The organism is Bacillus sp. FSL M8-0266, assembly GCF_038613425.1.
In the GTDB taxonomy this organism is placed as follows: Bacteria; Bacillota; Bacilli; order Bacillales; family Bacillaceae; genus Bacillus; species Bacillus pumilus.
Genome location: NZ_CP152015.1, coordinates 693,471 through 715,323 on the forward strand (window position 1 = coordinate 693,471; position 21,853 = coordinate 715,323).

Annotated in this window: 5 protein-coding genes; all 5 read left to right on the top strand. The window is 44.6% G+C overall.

Annotation, left to right across the window (positions count from 1 at the left end):
* Positions 1 to 13: 13 nt before the first annotated feature.
* Genes MKY83_RS03395 through MKY83_RS03415 form a run of 5 tightly spaced genes read left to right on the top strand, consistent with a single transcriptional unit; the run spans position 14 to position 21,835 of the window.
* The gene (locus MKY83_RS03395; protein ID WP_342488159.1) at positions 14 to 2,683 is read left to right on the top strand and encodes a non-ribosomal peptide synthetase; all 2,670 of its coding nucleotides are present in this window, start codon (positions 14 to 16) and stop codon (positions 2,681 to 2,683) included.
* Entirely contained in the window at positions 2,676 to 7,181 is a 4,506-nt protein-coding gene (locus tag MKY83_RS03400; RefSeq protein ID WP_342488160.1) for a type I polyketide synthase, read from the top strand. The genes MKY83_RS03395 and MKY83_RS03400 overlap by 8 nt, the downstream gene beginning before the upstream one ends.
* Before the next feature lie 18 nt (positions 7,182 to 7,199).
* Positions 7,200 to 14,432 carry an SDR family NAD(P)-dependent oxidoreductase gene (locus tag MKY83_RS03405; protein ID WP_342488161.1) on the top strand — a complete coding sequence of 2,411 codons (7,233 nt, stop codon included), beginning with the start codon at positions 7,200 to 7,202 and terminating at the stop codon, positions 14,430 to 14,432.
* On the top strand, positions 14,425 to 20,835 hold the full coding sequence (locus MKY83_RS03410; RefSeq protein ID WP_342488162.1) for an HAD-IIIC family phosphatase: 6,411 nt from the start codon (positions 14,425 to 14,427) through the stop codon (positions 20,833 to 20,835). Before MKY83_RS03405 ends, MKY83_RS03410 begins: the two co-directional genes overlap by 8 nt.
* Positions 20,828 to 21,835 (top strand): phosphotransferase enzyme family protein, encoded by a 1,008-nt coding sequence (locus MKY83_RS03415; protein WP_044141556.1) that lies wholly within the window; start codon positions 20,828 to 20,830, stop codon positions 21,833 to 21,835. Before MKY83_RS03410 ends, MKY83_RS03415 begins: the two co-directional genes overlap by 8 nt.
* The last annotated feature ends 18 nt before the right edge of the window (positions 21,836 to 21,853 follow it).

Here is a 21,853-nt window from a genome sequence, read left to right on the forward strand (position 1 = left end):
GGTGAATGGAAGAGTGATTGAACATGATGATTTTCAACTGAAAGCAGCAGCGAAGGAAAGGGTGAGGGAAAGAGCCTACTGGACATCGATCTTATCAGGTGTCCAGCTTGATGGCCGCATTCCTCATACGGTTTCACAAGCCAAGCCTGCTGCAATGAACCGATCGCTTCATTCGTCCTTCCCTGTGGCTATGAATCATTCGTTAAAGCAATTATGTGGAGATTCTGATTTGCGCCTGTTTATCGTGCTGACCACAGCTGCTTTTGGCTTGCTTCAACGTTATAGCGGAAAAACTGAGTTGATGGTGACTGTTCCTACAATGGAACAGTCTGCCAATCAATCAGCCATCAATCATATACTGCCGCTTAAGGCAGAGATTGAGCCTCATATGAGCTTTAGCGCAGGGCTAGAGGTATTGAAACAATCGTTTCAGGAGGCAGTGCGTCATCAAAATTATCCTGTTCATATTTTAATGGATGAGCTTTGGCGTTCAATAGAAGAAGACAAGAAGCGTGTCAATCTGGCATGTGCATTTGAGCCATTGCATGGGCAAGCTGACCGAGAGCAGCTGCATGCGGATGTGCTTATTGTTTGGAAGAAAGAACAAGATCACCTTCATGCTGAAGTTCACTGGGATGCTTCCATTTATGATGACCACATGATGGAGCAGTTCTCCAATCATTTCATGGGATTCACAGAGCAATGTCTCGAAACGCCTGAGCAAACGATGAGCACACACTCATTTTTATCTGATATGGAGAAAAGTCAGCTGTTTGATTCGTTTCAAGGGGAGTCGCTCGCTTATCCAGTGGATCGTGATATTGTGTCGTTATTTCAACAACAAGTCCAATTGCATCCAGCACGAACGGCTGTTGTGTTTGGCACCACCTCCTATACATATGAAGAGGTTGATCATTTATCAGATCGCATTGCGCTTAGACTATCTCAAAGTCAGATAACATGTGAGACTCCTGTTGGACTCAGAATGTATCGATCTGCTGAACTTGTCATTGCTATTCTTGGCATCTTAAAGGCTGGCTATGCTTATTTACCGATTGATGTCCATCTGCCGATTGAAAGAATTCGGTATATGCTCAAAAACAGCGGTGCTACAGCTATTGTCTCGGATACAGAAGGACACGAAGGATTGGATGTCGAGGTTCATGTGATTCAAGACATGCTTCAAGAATCATCAATAAAAGAGAATCTGACTTGGTCTATCTCGTCTTCGGATATGGCGTATGTCCTGTATACATCAGGTACGACAGGGCATCCGAAAGGTGTCGTTATCGAACATCGTCATGTCATTAATTTGGTATATGGAATGAAAACGCGCTTTTTTGATCTGCTCCCTGATCCTTTGCAAGTAGGGATGCTGGCTTCACACATTTTTGATGCGTCTGTTCAAACATTGTTCCCAGCATTGCTCCTCGGGCATACGCTGCATATTGCCAAAGATGAAGTCCGTATGGATGGGCATGCGTTATGGTCGTTTTACCAAGAACATCACATCCAGCTGTCTGATGTGACCCCCTCTCATTTAAAGCTGATGAACAAGGCAGCAGCGCAATCAAAACAAGACCTGCCAGCGTTGAAGATGCTGCTGGTGGGCGGAGAGGTATTCACAAAAGAGCTGATGGATCAATTTTTACAGCATATATCAGGTGAAAAACCAATCATGATTAATGCGTATGGGCCGACTGAATGTACGGTTCAGTCATCATCCTTTCTGATTCCCCAAGACTGGGATGAGCAAGTCATTCCTATTGGGCAGCCGATGCCGAATGAGCATATTTTCATATGTGATGCGCAAGGAGAGCTAGTTCCGATTGGCGTCTTTGGAGAGTTATATATAGCAGGCGATGGTGTAGGTCGTGGGTACATCAATCACCCTGATCTGAGCAAGGAGAAATTTATCAAAAAACCAGAGCTCAGCAGCGGGGTGTTATACGGTACGGGAGACCTTGCAAGATGGCGGTTTGATGGATTATTAGAATTTGCCAAGAGAAACGACGGTCAAGTGAAAATTAGGGGATATCGAGTTGAGCTAGAGGAAATCCGCAGAGCGATTCTTGATGACCCGCATATGCAAGGATTGATTCAAGATGTCATTGTCATTCCTAAGGAAACGCAGGATCAGGACCAATACATTTGCGCATACATGATGGCAAAACAAGTGATAGATCAGCGTGCGCTTCGTCAGTCTTTAAGTGAAAGATTACCAGGTTATATGGTGCCGAGGCATGTCATTCAAATAGAGCAATTTCCTTTGAATCTATCGGGGAAATTGGATATCCAAGCACTGCCGAATCCAGAAGATCAGCTGGCAGACAATCAAGAGCCAGTGACCATTCAAGCACATAATGAAACAGAGCAGAAGCTTGTTCGCATCTTCGCCTCTATTTTACAAGTCCCTGCTTCGCAGATTCGTATAGATGAACCGTTTTTTGACTTAGGCGGGAACTCTTTTAATATCGTTGAGCTGTCCAATAAAGTGAAAGAGGAATTTCAGCAGGAGCTGACAGTAATGGAGCTGTTCCAATATACAACTGTTTCGCAAATAGCTGCTCAATTAAAAAACAAAGCATCAGGGCAAGAGAAACAGATCGAAGATGATGGAGAAAATGAAGCGGATGACTTAGAAAGTGCCGCTCAACTGTTAGGCGGGATGATAGATGAGTAAGTTCACAGGATTAGAGGTTGCAGTGGTTGGGATGGCCTGCCGTTTTCCCGGAGCAAAGAATATTCATCACTTTTGGGACAACCTTGCAAATGGAAGAGAGTCCATTACGTTCTTTTCGAAGGAAGAGCTGCTTGAGGCAGGGGTTGAGAAAGAGGCATTAGATCATGAGCAATATGTACGTGCCAAAGGAGCAGTTGATCAGCATGATCATTTTGATGCAGATTTCTTTGGTTATTCACAGCGTGAAGCAGAAGTAATGGACCCGCAAATCCGCATGTTTCATGAGGTGGCGTGGGAATCTCTTGAAGATGCAGGCTATAACCCTGAAACCTATCAGGAACCGATTGGTTTATTTGGAGCCGCTTCTGCTAATTTATATTGGCAAGCTGCTTCCATGCTGATGAGAACCAATGACTCATCTGAACAATTTGCGGCTGTTCAGTTAACAGATAAAGATTTCATGAACACAAAGGTATCCTACAAATTGAATTTGAAGGGACCGAGCGTAGCTGTTGATACAGCCTGTTCTTCCTCTTTGACTGCCATTCATATGGCGGCGCGCGCCCTGATTACCGGAGAATGTAAAATGGCACTCGCAGGCGGCGTCACCATTACGACCCCTCACAAAAAAGGATACATGTATCAAGAGGGGATGATCATGTCGCCGGATGGGCACTGCCGGGCTTTTGATGAACAGGCAGAAGGCACCGTTGGCGGTGAGGGCTGTGGTGTTGTTGTGCTCAAATCTTTAAAGCAGGCACTAAAAGATAAGGATCATATCTATGGCGTGATTAAAGGTTCAGCCTATAACAATGATGGCGGGCGTAAGGTTGGCTACACAGCACCAAGTATAGAAGGACAAAGCGAAGTGATTAAAAAGGCACTCAACATCAGTCGTGTAGAAGCTGAGAGTATTTCTTATATTGAAGCACATGGCACAGGTACAACTCTTGGAGATCCGGTTGAAATTGAGTCACTAAAGAAAGCCTTTCAAACGGATAAAAAACAGTTTTGTGCGATTGGGTCTGTGAAAACCAATATTGGTCATCTTGACTCAGCCGCAGGGGTTGCAGGTTTTATCAAGACAACGCTTAGTCTGTACCATCAGATGCTGCCGCCTAGCCTTCATTATAAAAAACCGAATCCGAAAATTGATTTTGAATCAAGTCCATTTTATGTCAATACAACACCCGTACCATGGACGAAAATAGAGCAGCCGCTGCGTGCCGGGGTCAGTTCATTTGGAGTTGGTGGAACGAATGTACATCTGATCATGGAAGAGGCACCCGCAGCCGACAAACCGTCATTAGAAAGAGATCATGAACTAATGGTGATTTCTGCAAGATCGAAGCAGGCAGTCCAAAAGTCTGCTGAACAAATGACATCTTATTTAAAAGAACAAAAGCATGTCACACTATCAGGTGCTGCCTTTACACTGCAAGAGGGACGAAAGCATTTTCCTTATCGACAAGCTTTTCTTGCAGGTCCTGACCGCACATTCCAGTCAGCCGGACAGCCGCAAAAGGCCTTTCAACAGCCTGCAGTCGTTTGGATGTTTTCTGGACAAGGTGCTCAGTATGTGAATATGGGCAAGGATTTATATGAGAAAGACCCTGAATTTAAACAAACGCTTCAGAAATGTTTTGCCATCATTTTATCTTTATCAGGTGTTGAGATCGAGAACGTGTTATTTCCAACAACCGAAGAAGAGTTCATAAAAGCAGAACAACTCATGCAGCAAACATCATATACACAAATCATCTTGTTTAGTTTTGAGTATGCGCTCGCATCGAAGCTGATGGGACTAGGCATACGTCCGCATTATTTCATTGGTCATAGTATTGGAGAAATCACGGCTGCCTGCGTGGCCGGTATCATCCACCTTGAAGATGCCATCCGTATCGTTTTAAAAAGAGGCAGTTTGATGCAAAAAATGCCTCGGGGTGAAATGGCCGGAGTGTCACTCCCTGCCGAAGAGATTGAACATGATCTTCCTGAGGGGGTCGAGCTTTCTGCGGTGAATAGCTCACAATTATCTGTTGTTTCCGGACCTTCAGAACGGTTACAGATCTATCTCGAACAAGCTGAAAAAAGAGGAGCTTCTGTCCAAACATTGAAAACCTCTCACGCCTTTCATACGAGTATGATGGCTGAAGCATCCGAACAGTTTAAGAACGTTCTCTCAGAGATCACCTATCAGCAGGGCGAGGTTCCGATCCTTTCGAATGTGACAGGGAACTGGTTAACAAATGAGCAAGCCTCATCGCCTGATTACTGGGCATCTCATATTAGGCAGCCTGTTTTATTTAGTCAAGGATTAGAGACGTTACTTGGACTTGGAGAAGTGGTTTTCATTGAAGTGGGGCCAGGTCATACGTTGACCCAATTTGTGAGACGACATGATGACTATGATGTGAACAAAGCAGCGGCTGTTTCATTGGTGAGACATCCAAAAGAACAAGCTGCTGATGATGAATATATGAAAAAAGCTATAGGTAAGCTGTGGACTTTCGGAGTGGAACCGAATTGGAGCGCTGTCAGAAAAGAAAAGACCCCATATCGAGTGTCACTGCCAACATATCCATTTGAGCATCAAATATTCCCCTCTCCGCAGTTTAAAGCGGATCAGCTGATGAGCAATTTAGCGCCATCAGAAAAGGGGGAGAAATTCTCAGCTGATTTTCAAGACTGGTTTTACATTCCGGTATGGGAGCGCTCTGCACCTGTACTAAAAGAGCAGCATCATCAAGGGAAGCGTATCTTGGTTTTTGAGAAAAGTGGTCATATTGGCGCCTATTTGAAAGAGCGGCATGCAGAGGTTGTCAGCGTCTGTCAAAGTGATCATACGATCAAAGAAAATGACCAGTTGATGAAGGCTGACGTTCATATGCTGTCACACTTAGAGTGGGTGATGGCTGAACTGCAACAATCTGAATTTATACCGGAAGAGATCATCTGGATGCATGATGAACTAACAGAAGATACAGGTGAACAGCCAAACTACTTATCTGTGCTCGATCTCGTCAGGCTGATCAGTCAGCATCATAACACAACCATCCGTCTTCACCTTGTGACAAACCAAGCAAATGATGTCATCGGGATGGAGAAGGTCAATCCTCTTCAAGCAACATGTACTGGATTAGCTCTGACCATTCCTCAAGAATATCAGCATATTGCGTGTCAGCACATTGATTTATGTCAGGAAACAAAGGCGGACTGGCCGCTCTTTCTTTCATACGAGGTTGCAATGCACGATCAAGAGGCAGTCGTGGCGTATCGGGGGAACAGTAGGTGGGTTCGAAAAGCTTCAAGTACACCTTTAAGCAAAGAGGAATCGTCCATACAGCCTTTCAGGACTCATGGTGTTTACCTCCTGACCGGCGGTATGGGAGGCATTGGTTTCACACTAGCTCAACTTTTAGCAGAAACGTATCAAGCAAAACTTGTGTTCCTCAGCCGATCACAAATACGTGAACGTTCTGCATGGGGTGAGCTGCGTGATGCGGATGGGAAAGAAGCTGAAACCGTGAAAAAACTGATGGTTCTTGAAGAGTTAGGAGCTGATGTACAAACTGTACACGGTGATGTGTCAGATAAAGACGCCGTGCAGAAAGCGATCCAGCTGGCTCATACATCATTTGGTGATTTACATGGTGTCATTCATGCGGCAGGAGAGGCAGATGGGAAGATCATCCAAGCAAGAACAGCAGACGATGAAATTCGCATGTGTCAGGCAAAAATCAACGGGACCTATGTGCTGGATGAAGCACTCAAGGATGAAACGCTCGACTTCTTTTTACTTTGTTCATCCCTAGTGTCCTTTCTTGGAGCGGCTGGACAAGTGGCTTATGCCGCTTCCAATGCTTTTATGGACAGCTTTGCTCATGCGAAGAGGCAGGAAGGAAAGCCAGTGATTTCTTTAAACTGGGATCGATGGGAAAAAGTCGGTATGGCACACGACTCAGCATTAGCGGCCAAAGTCAATGACATGATGACGCTCGAGGAGCAGGCGGGAATTTTACCAGAAGAAGGAATCAAGGTCTTTCAGGAAGTGCTGCGTCTAGATTATCCGCAAATTCTTGTTTCTGTTCGAGACATGGGTGAGAGAATAAAACACCGATTAACACCTATGCAGCAGGAAGAAGAGCCGTCTCAACAAATATCGCAGGTCATAGATGATCGTCTAGAAGCATCATTGTGTGATGTACTCAGCTCCTTTTTTCCTCATGAACCGGATGTGAATGAAAACTTCTTTGAAATGGGTGCGACATCCCTTGATTTGCTGCAGATGAGCGGTCATATTAAATCAATTTATGGTATAGAGGTTCCAGTGGTCATGATGTATAGTCATCCAACGATCGCGTCATTGGCTGCAGAACTGAAGAAGATACATGGAGTGAAGGAAGAAAAGCAAGCTGTCACTGAATCATCTAATCTCCGCAAACAGGCGATGGCAGATGGGAAGAACCGTCGTAAACAGAGATTAAAACGAAAATAGATGGGAGAAATGCAGCGTATGTCTGATCAAGAGCAATGGACCGAATCTGGACTTGAAATTGCAGTTGTAGGATTAGCAGGTACGTTTCCCGAGGCACCGAATGTGCAAGCGTTTTGGGAAAATGTATCGCAAGGGAAAGAATCCGTTACGTTTTTCACTGATGAAGAATTAAAGGCAGCGGGTGTAGATGAGACGCTGCTAAAACGTTCTGATTATGTCAAGGCAAAGCCATATTTACAGCATGCATCATCATTTGATGCAGACTTTTTTGGCTACTCTCCGCGAGAGGCATCTATTATGGACCCGCAAATTCGATTGATGCATGAATGTACATGGCATGCGCTAGAGGATGCAGGCTATGAGCCTGAGCAATACGAAGGATTAATTGGTCTTTATGCCGGGGCATCTAGCAATCTATCGTGGATGGGGCAGCATATGTCGTCACTTGCGAAGAACGAAGATGTGTTTCAAATCATGCATCTCAATGACCCATCCTTTGCTTCTCGGATTGCCTATAAATTAAATCTAAAAGGTCCAAGCGTATCGGTGCAAACGGCTTGCTCCACATCGCTTGTTGCTATCCATATGGCCTGCCAAGGATTAATCGGCGGTGAATGTGACCTTGCGTTAGCAGGAGGTGTCACACTCCATCAGCCGCAAATCACAGGCTATCAATACCAAGAAGGAATGATTTATTCTCCTGATGGTCATTGCCGTCCGTTTGATGAAAAAGCAAAAGGAACCGTTTTTGGTGAAGGTGCAGGCGTTGTTGCGCTAAAACGATTAAAAGATGCGATAGAAGATGGAGATTTTATTTATGCTGTCGTAAAAGGATCTGCAACGAACAATGATGGGAGCAATAAAGTCGGTTATACAGCCCCAAGTGTGAGTGGACAGGCAAGTGTCATTGAATCTGCGTTAGAAATGGCTGAGACAGAACCAGAGACGATTTCTTATATCGAAGCACATGGAACGGGTACACCTGTTGGAGATCCGATTGAGATTGAGGCGCTTACCCGTGCTTTTCAAACAGATCAACAAGGTTATTGCCGAATTGGATCAGTCAAAGCCAATATTGGGCATTTAGATGCTGCAAGCGGCGTAGCTGGTTTTATCAAAACAGTCATGATGCTGCATCATCGTCAATTTGCCCCGATGCCGCACTTTGAGAAACCGAATCACCGTATTTCTTTTGATCAAACCCCATTTTATGTTGGGACAGACAAAGAGGAGTGGAAGACATCTCAATTGCCAAGGAGAGCTGGAGTCAGTGCCTTTGGTATAGGGGGAGCAAATGCTCATGTCATCTTAGAAGAGGCACAGCCGAGAAAAGCAAACAGCAAGGCCTCGTCCAAAGAATTAATCGTGTTGTCAGCTAGATCAACGCATGATCTGAGGAACATGACAAAAAACTTAAAGGAATATGTCTCCTCACATCCTGATCTCTCACTTGGTGAAGCAGCTTATACGTTACAAAGTGGAAGAAAGGCTTTCAAATATCGAAAAGCGTTTGTCTGTTCCACGCGGGAAGAGTTATTAGAGGAGCTGCAAGTGCTGAATGAAGAGACAGCAGGCAGAGAAAGTCATCTTTATAAACGGATCAGCATGAAGCTGACAGGGTATCATGAGTCAGGTTTACGTGATTACATCAAGCTGTATGAGAAAGATCCTTCTTTCAAAACAGAAGTGGATCGAATCATAAGCCTCGTCCAATCCGCAGTACCTATCAAAAAAGACGAGCTGTTCCATCCTAAACAAAGCCGTCAATCAGAAGTGGCGATGCTGATCATGACATCCGCTTTTGCCAACATGGTAAGATCACTCGGAATTGAACCAGATGGATGGGTTGGAGAAGGCAGCGGAGTCTGGACAGCTTTATATGCAGCAGGCGGTCTTGAGCTAAAAGATGCGGCATCTATTGTGTACCATCTTCATGATACCGAGACGGTTCATCAAAGGCTGGCTTCCCTGCCTCAGAGGACACTCAAGCGGCCTGTTTACTTGCAGCAAACTGGGGAGCAACAAACCACTTTCGACCCATCGTCTGCAAAGGGTCTTCTTCATATGGATCAGCCTGTAAAATCACCAATGATTGAGCAAGAATCACCAGCTTTGATCATTGACCTTTCAATGAAACAAGGGATTGTAATTGAAAAGGGAGCAGAAAAAACAACCGAACCACTTGATGGAGACATGCTTCAAATCGCAGGTGTTCTTTGGGAAATGGGGGTCGGCTTAGCTTTCCCAATAACAGATGAGAAGAACAGACAGCGTATTCCGCTACCTGGGTACCCATTTCATAAAACTGATTTCTCTGCACAAACAAATACGATGGCAGCCATTGAACCACAAAAGCCGCAGAATGAACAGCGTGTCTTTGCTTCACTCGCTTCTTTACAAAAAGACATTCACGACATTGTGCAAACTCATTTTGGGTTTGATCAAATGGATGATGAATCGCCATTTTTCGAATTTGGTGCGACATCCCTTGATATTTCTCAGCTTGCAGCGAAAATATCTGAGCATGTGGACAAGCAAATTGACACTGTGCAATTGTATCGGTTTGCGACAGTGGCAAGTCTTGCTGAATATTTGTTTGAAGAACAGTCAGAACAGATTCAAACGCCTGCTTCTCGCCCAGTAAAAAACACGTCCCAGGAGCATACGGATATTGCGATTGTCGGAATGGCTGGAAGATTCCCGGGAGCTTCATCGCTAGAAGACTTTTGGCAGCGTCTTGTGAATGGCGAGGAAATGATTCACTTTTTCACAGAAGAAGAGCTCAAGAAAGCAGGGCTGGATGCGTCTGTCTATCAGCATCCAAATTTCATTGGAGCAAAAGGTCGTTTACAAGAGATTGAAGGCTTTGATGCAGACTTCTTCAACTATTCTGCCAGAGAGGCAGAGCTAATGGATCCGCAGTTCAGGCTCTTGCATGAATGTGCTTGGGAAGCACTGGAGGATGCTGGCTGTGACCCCGATCGAATCGCAGGGAAAATTGGCGTTTATACAGGAACGAGTCCAAACCATGAGTGGCTGACGCGCTTTGCCCATCAAATGGAAGCAACTGAGCAATTCAGCGCCATGCTGTTAAATGACCGTGAGTTCTTTAGTACGCAGCTTTCTTATAAATTGAATTTACACGGGCCTAGTGTGACCATGCAGACAGCTTGTTCGACCTCACTTGTCAATATTGGCATGGCCTGTCAAGCATTATTGAATCAAGAATGTGATGCTGCACTGGCTGGCGGTGTGACGGTCAGTTCTCCAGAAAATATCGGCTACATCTATCAAGATGGGATGATTCAATCAAAAGATGGACATTGCCGACCGTTTGACCAAGAGGCGAGCGGAACCATTTTCGGAGATGGAGCGGGGATTGTTCTGTTAAAACGTTATGAAGATGCAATGAGAGACGGCAACCCGATTCATGCGGTCATCAAAGGGGTTGGTGTGAACAATGATGGCAGCCGAAAAGCTGGTTTTACCGCTCCGAGTGTGGAAGGACAAGCAGAGGTTTTAAAAGAAACGTATGAAAAATCAGGTATCGATCCCGCGTCTATTGGTTATGTAGAAGCTCATGGTACGGGGACAAACATGGGAGATCCAATTGAGGTATCCGCCCTTAGCCAAGTGTTCAAAGGGACAGATCCGCTGACGATTCCGATCGGTTCTGTGAAAAGTAATGTCGGACACTTAAATAGTGCGGCAGGGATTGCAGGTTTGTTTAAAGCCATTTTGGCTCTCCAGCATAAAACGATCCCGCCAACCATTCATTATGAAAAACCCAATCAGGAGATTCCTTTCAAAGATACACCGTTTTATGTGAATCAAAAGGCGTTGTATTGGAAGGAAGCAGATGGTCCGAGAAGAGCGGGAGTTAGCTCTTTCGGTATCGGCGGAACGAATGCCCATATGATCATAGAAGAGGGCATACAGGCGAAGCAAAAGCCAGCTTCTAACCAAAAGCAGCTGCTCGTCTTATCTGCAAAAACAGATACTGCTTTGACGGAAATGACAGAGCGATTAAAGCAGTATGTGATCCACCATCCTCAAGTCCCGCTTGAAGATATTGCTTATACATTACGTTATGGCAGAAAGCAATTTCCATACCGAAAAGCGATCGTACTCGCGTCTGCTGATGAATGGATGCAGCAGAAACAGCTTGAAACAAGTGTGTTCCGAAGCAAAAAATGGCGTAAAGCGACCTTTATGTTTTCGGGTCAAGGCGCTCAGTATGTTGGTATGATGCGCGGATTATATGATGCAGAGCCAGTGTTCAAATGGGAAGTAGATAGATGCTTTAAATATGTAATGGAAACGGAGCAAGTGGATTTAAAGGGCATTGTTTTTTCCGAGGATGAAACGAACGAAGACATCACAAAAACGTCAAATGCTCAGCCGCTTCTCTTTATATTCGAGTATGCATTAGCCAAATTGCTTCAGCATAGCGGTGTTGAGCCAGAATCAATGATTGGACACAGTATCGGCGAATACGTTGCCGCTTGTTTGTCAGGGGTCTTTTCTCTCGAGTCTGCATTAACACTCGTAATGGCAAGAGGAAGATTGATGCAAGACATGGAAAAAGGCGCGATGCTTAGTGTGCAATTACCAGAGGCGGAGCTCGTCTCAATGATCGATGAATCGCTTTCTGTTGCTGCTGTCAATGCAAAAGACCTTTGTGTCGTTTCTGGAAGAGAAGAGCATATCGCTGCATTTGAAAAGAAACTGCAAGACAAAGGAATTGTCACAAGACAGCTCCATACTTCTCATGCCTTTCATTCCTACATGATGGAGCCGATGCTTGAGGCGTTTCAACAATTCGTAGAGAAAGTAGAATTGCACGAGCCAGCGATTCCGTTTATATCGAATGTGACAGGCACCTGGGCAACAAGCGAAGAGGTGATGACAGCATCTTATTGGACGAACCACTTGCGTGGAACCGTTCGTTTTCATGAAGGTCTATCTCAGCTGTTAACCGATGAAGTACGAGCACTCATAGAAGTTGGACCTGGAAACAGCTTGACGGCATTAGCGAAACGTCATGAAAACAAAGAGTCACATCATGATGTCCTAAATATGGTGAGGCATTCGAGAGAACAAGCGGATGACCATGCATATTTCTTAAAGAGAATAGGAGAGCTATGGGCAGGGGGCTACGAGGTCAAAGCACAGCAACATCCAACTCAAGAGGAACGTCAGCTCGTATCGCTGCCGACCTATCCATTTGAGCGGAAACGATATTGGATTGAAGCAGGAAAGCCCGCGTCTCCGCAACTATCCGCTCCTAAGGAAACGAAGAAGAAAGAGATGGAAGAATGGTTCTACCTGCCTTCATGGGAGCAGCAGCCGCTAAAACCAGTTTTCGAAAAAGTAACAGAAGAACAAACGTGGCTCATTTTCAGGGAACAGGATGCTTTTCATGAACTGTTTATTCATTCATTTAAGCAACAAGGGATCAAGGTCATTTCTGTCAAAAAGGGTGAAGCTTATCAAGAGCTGGATCAGTCGTTTACGATCAATCCGGCAGAAGGCCAGCACTACCGAAACATGTTAGATTCATTGTCTAATAGAGGCATCAATATTCATCGGATTCTTCATTTATGGGAAGCTGCGAAAGAAGATGACAACTCGAATCGTCAAGCCGCTTTTCAGGCGCACATTGAAAAAGGCTATTACAGCTTAATTTTCTTATCTCAAGCGATTGCTGCCCAAAAAAATATTCGAGAATGCCGTCTGTTTACGATCACTAGCGGAATTCAGCCAGTCACAGGAAATGAGACGATATGTGCAGAGAAAAGTGCAATGCTTGGGCCATGTAAAGTGATTTCACAGGAATACCATCATATCAAATGTTGGAATATCGATGTGGAAGACGTGCCAGAAGTCATGTCTTGGAAGGAACAAGTCCTTGTCGATCTTATTGTGCAGGAAATCATGCAGCCTGGAAAGGACCAGCTTGTGGCGTATCGTCATCGAAAGCGCTGGGTGCAGAGCTACAAGCATTTGCCGCTACAAAAAGAAGATGGACTTCCGAAGATGATCAGGCCAAATGGTGTTTATTTGATCACAGGAGGTTTAGGCGGCATCGGATTTGTTCTATCAAAGATGCTGGCGAAGGAAGGAAATGTACATCTTTATTTAACTGGCAGAACGGCATTGCCGCCAAGAAATGAATGGGCGTCATATGTTCAACAAGCAAATGCCGATGAAGCGCAGCGCACGAGAATTGAGAAGGTGCTTGAGCTTGAACGATTAGGTGCAACAGTAGAAGCGGTGCAGGCGAATGCAGGAGATCTTGATCAGATGAAACATGTATTTGATGCCATTCGCAAAAAGCATGGCGGCGTTCATGGTGTATTCCATGCAGCAGGATTACCAGGAAGTACATCCTTCCGTGCAATCAAAGATATCCCTTCTACACTGGCGCAGGGAGAGGATCAATTCCAATCAAAGGTGAAAGGGCTCGATGTGCTAGAGCAGCTGTTGGAACAAGAACAAGCAGACTTTTGTCTTCTCTTTTCTTCCATTAGTGCATTGCTTGGGGGCTTAGGATTCTCTGCTTACTCAGCGGCTAACTTATATATGGATGCATTTGCAGCTAGACTTAATCAACATAGTCAAACCCCGTGGATGTGTGTGAACTGGGATGCTTGGAATTTCTGGGGTGAACTAGAATCCACAATTGGTGAATCGATCAATGAGCTTGCGATTTTACCAGAAGAGGGTGCTGAGCTGTTCCAGTATGTTCTGTCTAGCCGGCAGAATCGACACATGCTCGTGTCCACAGGAAATCTTGATGAACGGATAGATCAATGGCTGTCACTAGAGCCTAAGACCGCAGCGGATGAGGATTCATATGAAGTGTCTAAGCACGAAAGACCAGAGCTGGGCAATCCGTATGTGGCGCCTCGCAATGAAACTGAAAAAGCGATCTGTCAAGTATGGCAGGATTTTATGGGCATGGAACAAGTGGGCATTCACGACAATTTCTTCGATCTCGGCGCAAGCTCGCTGGATATTGTTCAAGTCACCAATCGGTTAAACCAAGCACTTCAAACAAATGAAGCGGTTGTGACGTTGTTTACGTACCCATCTGTTGCAGAGCTTGCGAAATATATCCAGCCTTCTGAGGACTCGAAGGAAGAAACGATGGAAGAAGAACTAGCCGTCGTCACTTCAGGTGATCGAAGAGCTCGTTTTAAACAGCAACGGAATAAAAGATTGAGAGGCGGAATCGAGAATGAATGATACAACGAATCACTATCATGGCGCAGAAATTGCTGTTATCGGTCTTGCAGGTCGTTTTCCAGGGGCCAAAAATGTAGATGAGTACTGGGAGAATCTGAAAAAAGGAAAAGAAACAATCTCCTTTTTTACAGAAGAAGAATTACGGCGTGAAGGTACAGATGAAGCTTTATTAAAAAATCCCCGTTTTGTCAAAGCAAAAGGGATGCTAGATGATGTTGATTTATTTGATGCAGATTTCTTTGACTATACACCAAAGGAAGCGGCCATGATGGACCCGCAGTTTAGACTCTTTCATGAATGTGTGTGGACAGCGCTTGAAGACGCTGGGTACGATCCGTTTGAATATAAAGGGCAAATTGGTCTTTATACAGGTGCAGGGATCAATACAGAATGGGTCATGAGAGCACTTCAAGGGGCGGCTCAAGGTGAGGATTCGAAAACACTAGAAGCTGCCGTTCTGAATATGCGTGATTATTTAGCGACAATGATTTCATATAAATTAAATTTGAAGGGACCGAGTATGGTGGTGCAAACCGCCTGCTCGACCTCGATGGTGTCGATTCATCTAGCCGTTCAGGCTTTATTAAGCGGCGACTGTCATATGGCAGTTGCAGGCGGCGTGTCCATTCGCCTGCCGCAAAAATCGGGTTATCTTTATCAAGAAGGCATGATCCATTCATCTGACGGACATTGCCGCGTCTTTGATAACAAAGCCGATGGAACTGTTTTTGGTGATGGTGCAGGAGCCGTTATTTTAAAAAATTTAGAGGATGCCATTGAAGACGGTGATCACATCTATGCTGTCATTAAAGGATCATCTATTAATAATGACGGAAATAGAAAAGTAGGATATACAGCGCCGAGTACGAAAGGTCAAGTTTCAGCCATTAAGACAGCACTTCGAATGGCTGAGGTGGAACCTGAAACCATTTCGTACATTGAAGCACATGGAACCGGAACAACCCTCGGAGATCCAATCGAAATTGAAGCGCTCAAGCAAGCATTTGATACAGATAAAAAAGGCTTTTGCCGCATTGGTTCTGTCAAATCGAATGTTGGTCATTTGAATGATGCATCAGGTGTCGCGGGCTTTATTAAAACCGTTTTAAGCTTAAAGCATCAAGTGATTCCGCCGACCATTCATTTTGAAACGCCGAATGAAAAAATTGAATTTGACAATTCGCCTTTCGTTGTAAACACAGACTTGACGCCATGGAGCACACAGGAATCTCCTCGCCGGGCGGGTGTAAGCTCATTTGGGATAGGTGGAACAAATGCTCATGTCATTTTAGAAGAAGCACCTGCTACACGTGTTGCCGCTGATAGCCCTGAGGATAGTGAACTTCTTTTATTATCTGCCAAAACACCAGCAGCTCTTGAAAAAATGACGGATCGCCTTGCGGACTATTTACTCCAGCATCAGCAGCAAGTTCGTCTAAGTGACGTTGCCTATACGCTGCAAACAGGGCGCCATCATTTCCCGCATAAACGTGTCATTCTTGGAAATAACACGGCTGACATGTTACAGGCGCTGAATCAAAGGTCAAAAGAGGTGGTCAAGACGGCCAGCTCCCAAACATCGAGCCGTCCAATCGTCTTTCTTTTCCCAGGCCAAGGATCTCAGTATGTAGACATGGGGCGTCAGCTTTATGACAAGTATCCAGTCTTTAAGGAAGCGCTGGATCAATGCTTGAATCAATTCAAACAGCATGTCTCAGTTGACCCATTTAGTATTTTATTCTCTACAGAAGCAAGTGATGATCGTCAGCTGATCAACCAAACAGAATATACGCAGCCGCTTCTGTTTAGTGTGGAATACGCTTTGGCTAAATTGCTGATTCATTTTGGCGTCAAACCGCAGGCACTGATTGGCCACAGTATTGGAGAATACACAGCTGCTGCCGTATCTGGTTTACTATCTGTTGAAGATGCCGTAGATCTCGTGTCTTATCGCGGACAGCTTATCAGCCAGCTTCCAAAAGGCTCTATGCTGAGTGTTCCTTTGAGTGAACAGAACGTGTTGTCATATTTAACAGATGATCTTTCACTTGCAGCAGTAAATGGTCCTGAATTGTGCGTAGTGTCAGGTGAGACCACAGCCATTGATGCACTTGCTGAGAAACTGGAGGCTGCTGGACATGGGTGTAGAAAGCTTCACACCTCTCATGCCTTCCATTCTAAAATGATGGATGACATCCTGCCATCATTTAAAGAAAAGGTAGCCGAGTATCAATTGAATGCGCCGTCTATCCCGTATATTTCTAACGTCACAGGTACGTGGATTGACCATGAAGCAGTGCAAGACCCGGCATATTGGGCTAATCATTTGCGGCAAGCGGTTCGTTTCCGTGATGGAGCGGAGACGTTATTAACGGAGCTTGATCCTATTTTCGTTGAAGTCGGGCCGGGGAATACGTTAAGTGCCTTTATTCGCCCAGCTTCAAAGGAACATCATCAGCAGCCGATTCCATTGATGCGTCATCCAAAAGAAGAGGCAGCCGACGACCGCTACCTGCTGGGAAGATTGGGTGACATCTGGCTTCAAGGGGTGCCGGTTGACTGGACAAAATTGCGAAATCAGACATCAAATCAAAAAGTATCCTTGCCGACCTATCCGTTTGAACGACAACGATATTGGATTGAAAAGGTAGATACATCTGCATTATCTTCATCTTCAGGTGTGCAAATGGTGGTGCCAAAGGATAACAAAGGGCAGGAAATAGAAGAAAACAATCAAGTCCATGCCGCCGCATCGAATGACATTGAGGCAACGTTACAGCGGATGTGGAAAGACATTTTAGGAATTGAAAAGGTGGAAAGAGACGACCATTTCTTTGAGCTTGGCGGACATTCGTTAAATGCCACCGGTCTGATTTCTCAAATTCACAAAGAGTTTGGTGTAGAGCTAACGCTCACAGACATGTTTAACAATCCGACAATTGAAAAGCTCCAAGCATTCATCGAAAAGGCAGAGAAGCATCAATATTTCAAGATTGAACCAGTGGAAAAGAAAGACACGTATCCATTATCTGCTGCTCAAAGACGGACATTCCTCATTCATCAGCGTATTGGTCAAGTGACCTCTTACAACATGCCGATGGCACTGAGATGTAAAGGGGAAATTGACGTCGAGCGCTTTGAGCAGACCTTCAAGCAATTAATTGATCGTCATGAAACCTTGCGAACGACCTTTGAATTAAAAGATGGTGAACCGGTTCAGCGTGTCCATGATGACTTCCAATTTGCTGTTGAATTGACAGAGGCTGATGAAAAAGGATTAGAAGCACAAATCGATGAATTCATTCGTCCATTTGACTTAAAGGCTGCACCATTGATCCGTGTGCGTTTTGTGAAAATTGCAGCACATGATCATCTCTTATTAGTCGATATGCATAATATTGTGGCGGATGGAGCGAGCATGAACATCTTTATTAAAGAATTTACTGAGCTCTATCGAGGGGAAACCTTGCCGGAACTCACTGTTCAATATAAAGATTATGCAGAATGGCAAGACAAATATTTCCGCAGCGAGATGTTTCAAAAGCAGCAGGATTATTGGAAGCAGCAAATTGGCTCAAATGTGCCAACTTTGACAATGCCATATGATTTTGAACGGAAGGAACAATCCTTCTTAGGAAGAGCGATCAAATTCAATATTGAACCGCACATCGTTGAGAAAATTGAACAGCTTGCTGAACAGTATCAGCTGACAAATAACGTCATCTTGTTCCAGCTCTATGGGCTGCTGCTCTCACGTTATGCAGATCAAGAGGAACTAATTGTCGGTTCACTTGTGGCTGGACGGCGTCATGCAGATATCGAGCATACAATTGGCATGTTTACAAACTTCCTGCCAATTAAACTAGACATGGAACAAGAAGCAACCTTCACAGAGCAACTGGTGCAGACAAAGCAAGTATTGCTGGATGCGTATGACCATCAAGAGTACCCATTTGACCAAATGGTCGAGCATCTGAATCCAAAAACAAGACCGCATCGTAATCCATTCTTTGATACAATGCTCATCTACCATAATGAGTACGATCCGAATATTAAAATCGAAGCCGATGGACTAACATTTGAAACACATGAGTTTGCAAAGGGAATTTCCAAACTCGATATGAAAATGGATGTTGTCAGAGAAGTAACAGGTGAGTTAAAGTGCGTCCTTCAATACAATCTTGCGCTGTTTAAACATGAGACAATGCAAGCGTTCGTCAAGCACTTCGAGCACTTGGTCGAACAGGCTGTTCAAACACCTGATCAACTGCTCAAGGATTTCGATGTGCTTTCAGAGGAAGAAGAACAGGTAGCAAAAGAGAAAAGGGAGCGTGCAGAGGAAAAAGCACCGCTCGTACTAACAGTCAGCTCGACATTTACAGCAGATCCAATCGCACCTTACATTCAGTACTGGACCAAACAGTTTGATGTGCAGCTTGATGTTCAATTTGCACCGTATGGGCAGGTATATCAGGAATTACTAAATGAGCGCAGCCTTATCTCACAGAAGAAAAACGGTGCGAACCTTCTGCTCATTCGATTAGAGGATATCACGGGTCCAGCTCATCTTTCACTGGAAGAAAAGAAAAAACTGGCTGCAGAGCATGCTGAAGAACTTGCAAACGTTCTGAAATCAAAAACGAAACATAACCTATATTTTGTTGGGATTCTGCCGATAAGTGCTGCTCTTAAAGACACGCTGCAAGATGTGGAACAAGAGTGGATTGCTCAATTATCTGAGATAGACGGCGTTCAACTGATCGATTGCCGTCAGCTTGCGCAGCAATATCAGATGGATGACATCTTTGATGCAAAAGGAGAGCAAGCCGCACATCTCCCATTCACTGAAGTCTTTTGTGGAGCCATTGGTACAAAAGTCGCACGCGAGTTCATTGCATGGCAAGGTGCCCCATTTAAGGTAGCGGCCATTGATTGTGATCATACGCTTTGGAGGGGTGTTGTTTCAGAAGACGGTGTGGAAGGTATCGATATTACGCCAGAACATCAAATGCTTCAGCGCTTTTTAAAACAAAAGCAGCAAGAGGGTCTCCTGCTTGTCTTAAGCAGCAGGAATAATGAAGAAGATGTGTGGCGCGTGTTTGAAAACCACCCAGATATGATCTTGCAAAAAGACGATATTGTCGACTGGCGAATCAATTGGGAAAGTAAACCGGCACATCTCAAAGAGATGGCAGATTCACTGAATCTTTCATTATCTCAGTTTATTTTCTTAGACGATGATCCTGCTCAGTGCTTGCGTATGAATGAAGAGCTACCTGAAGTGATGACACTGCTCTTGCCTGCCAATGAAAAAGCGATCCCATTATTTGCTCAGCATGCTTGGGCATTTGACCGCTATGATGTCACAGAAGAAGATAGAGGGCGAACAACGAGCTACAAGGCTGAAAAAGCTCGTCAAAAAGAGAAAGCTGAGTCTCTGTCAATGGAGCAATTTTTACAAGATTTGAATTTAAACATGAGTGTAACAGAGTGGGGAGAAAAGCACCTTGCCCGCGTGGCGCAAATGAGCAGTCGCATTAACCAATTCCGCTTAAATGATCAGCGCTTTGATGAACAGCAGCTGAGAGAGCGGATGGAAAATGAGCATGTTAAGGGCTGGATTATCGAGGCAGCGGATCGCTTCAGTCATGAAGGAATTGTAGGGGCGATCTTGGCTCATCATGCAGGCGACACCTTGATCATTGATGCTTGGATGCTAAGCTGCCGTGCTCTAGGGAAAGGGATTGAGCAAAAATGTCTGACATGGCTCGCTAAATATAGCCGTCAGCACCAGCTTTCTTCTATTGAATTCACGTTTACATCGACTGGACGTAATGAGCTATTCAAGTCATTTATGAAAGAGCACCAGATGCAGGAGATGGAGGAGCAGCAAACATACCGGATACAAGTGAAAGAAATCGGTTCACTGAGCGATCACATTCAGATCGTTGACCACCTGTCACCTCGTCAGCACCTGGCTGAAGAAATAGAGGGTCAAAGGGTGGAGACAGCAAGTCATTCAGCTTCTGAAGGTTACACATGGGAAACGATTCAAACAGATCAAACGCTGCACAGCGGTTATGTAAAAGCCCTTAAGGTACATGATCAAGAAGGTCTGTGTTCATTATTAAAGACGGAACTAACGCAGGATCATGGACTTTACGCACACCCAACCAATGAACGCGAGGCACTGCTTCTTGAGATTTGGTGTGACATTCTTCATGTGGAAAAAGTAGGAATTGACAACGACTTTTTCGATTTAGGAGGAAATTCTTTACTTGCTGTCAAAATGGAAGTAGAGATTGAAAAGAAGGGTTGGTATGTTGATGATTTGAATTTTGCTGAAAAACACACCATTCGAGAATTAGCAAAATATATGAAGAGGGAGAATCAGCATGCATAAAGATGTAAAAGCCATATATGAAGAATCAAAAATTTTAGATGAGGCCACTCATTTATACGGAGTCCAGCGAAGTGACATCCACTTTATCGCAGATGCAGAAAACTATGTGTATGAACTTAAAAAAGACGGAGAGTCTTTCATTTTAAAAATTACCCATACCATCCGCAGATCACCTGATTATATTTTAGGTGAAATGGAATGGCTCCATCACTTAGCGAAGGGCGGACTTTCGGTTGCAAAACCAATTGCTTCATTAAATGGCCGTGATATCGAGCAAGTAGACGATGGGCAAGGCGGTTCATTTTTACTGCGAGTCTATGAAAAAGCACCAGGCCATAAAGTCGAAGAGGCAGACTGGAACGATGAATTATTTTATGCCCTTGGACAGTACACAGGCCGCATGCATAAACTGACAAAAAGCTATCAGCTGTCAGATCCGCGATATAAAAGACAAGAGTGGGATGAAGAGGAGCAGCTTAAATTGCGTAAGTATGTCCCAGCCGATCAGACGCTTGTGTTCGAACAAGCGGATCGGTTGATGGAAAAGCTGGCAAAGCTTCCGAAAAATCAAGATACGTACGGATTGGTTCATGCGGATCTTCATCACGGAAACTTCCACTGGGATCAAGGCAAAATTACGACCTTTGATTTCGATGATATCGGGTACAATTGGTTTATGAATGACATTAGCATTTTGCTATACAATGTGTTGTGGTACCCAGTCATTCCATACGAAGACAAAGCAGCTTTTGCAGGAAACTTTATGAAGCAGTTCCTTAAAGGCTATCGTGAAGAGAATGAGCTTGGGGATGAGTGGCTTGCCTATATTCCTGACTTCCTTCGCTTACGTCACGTGCTAATCTATGGCTTGCTGCATCAAGCATTTGATTTGGCTACCATCGGAGATGAAGAGAAGGCCATGCTCGCTAGCTTCCGCTCCGACATTGAGCAAGCAGCACCGATTACGACGTTTGACTTTACAAAGCTAAGTCAATCTTAAAAATGAAAATCCCCGCCT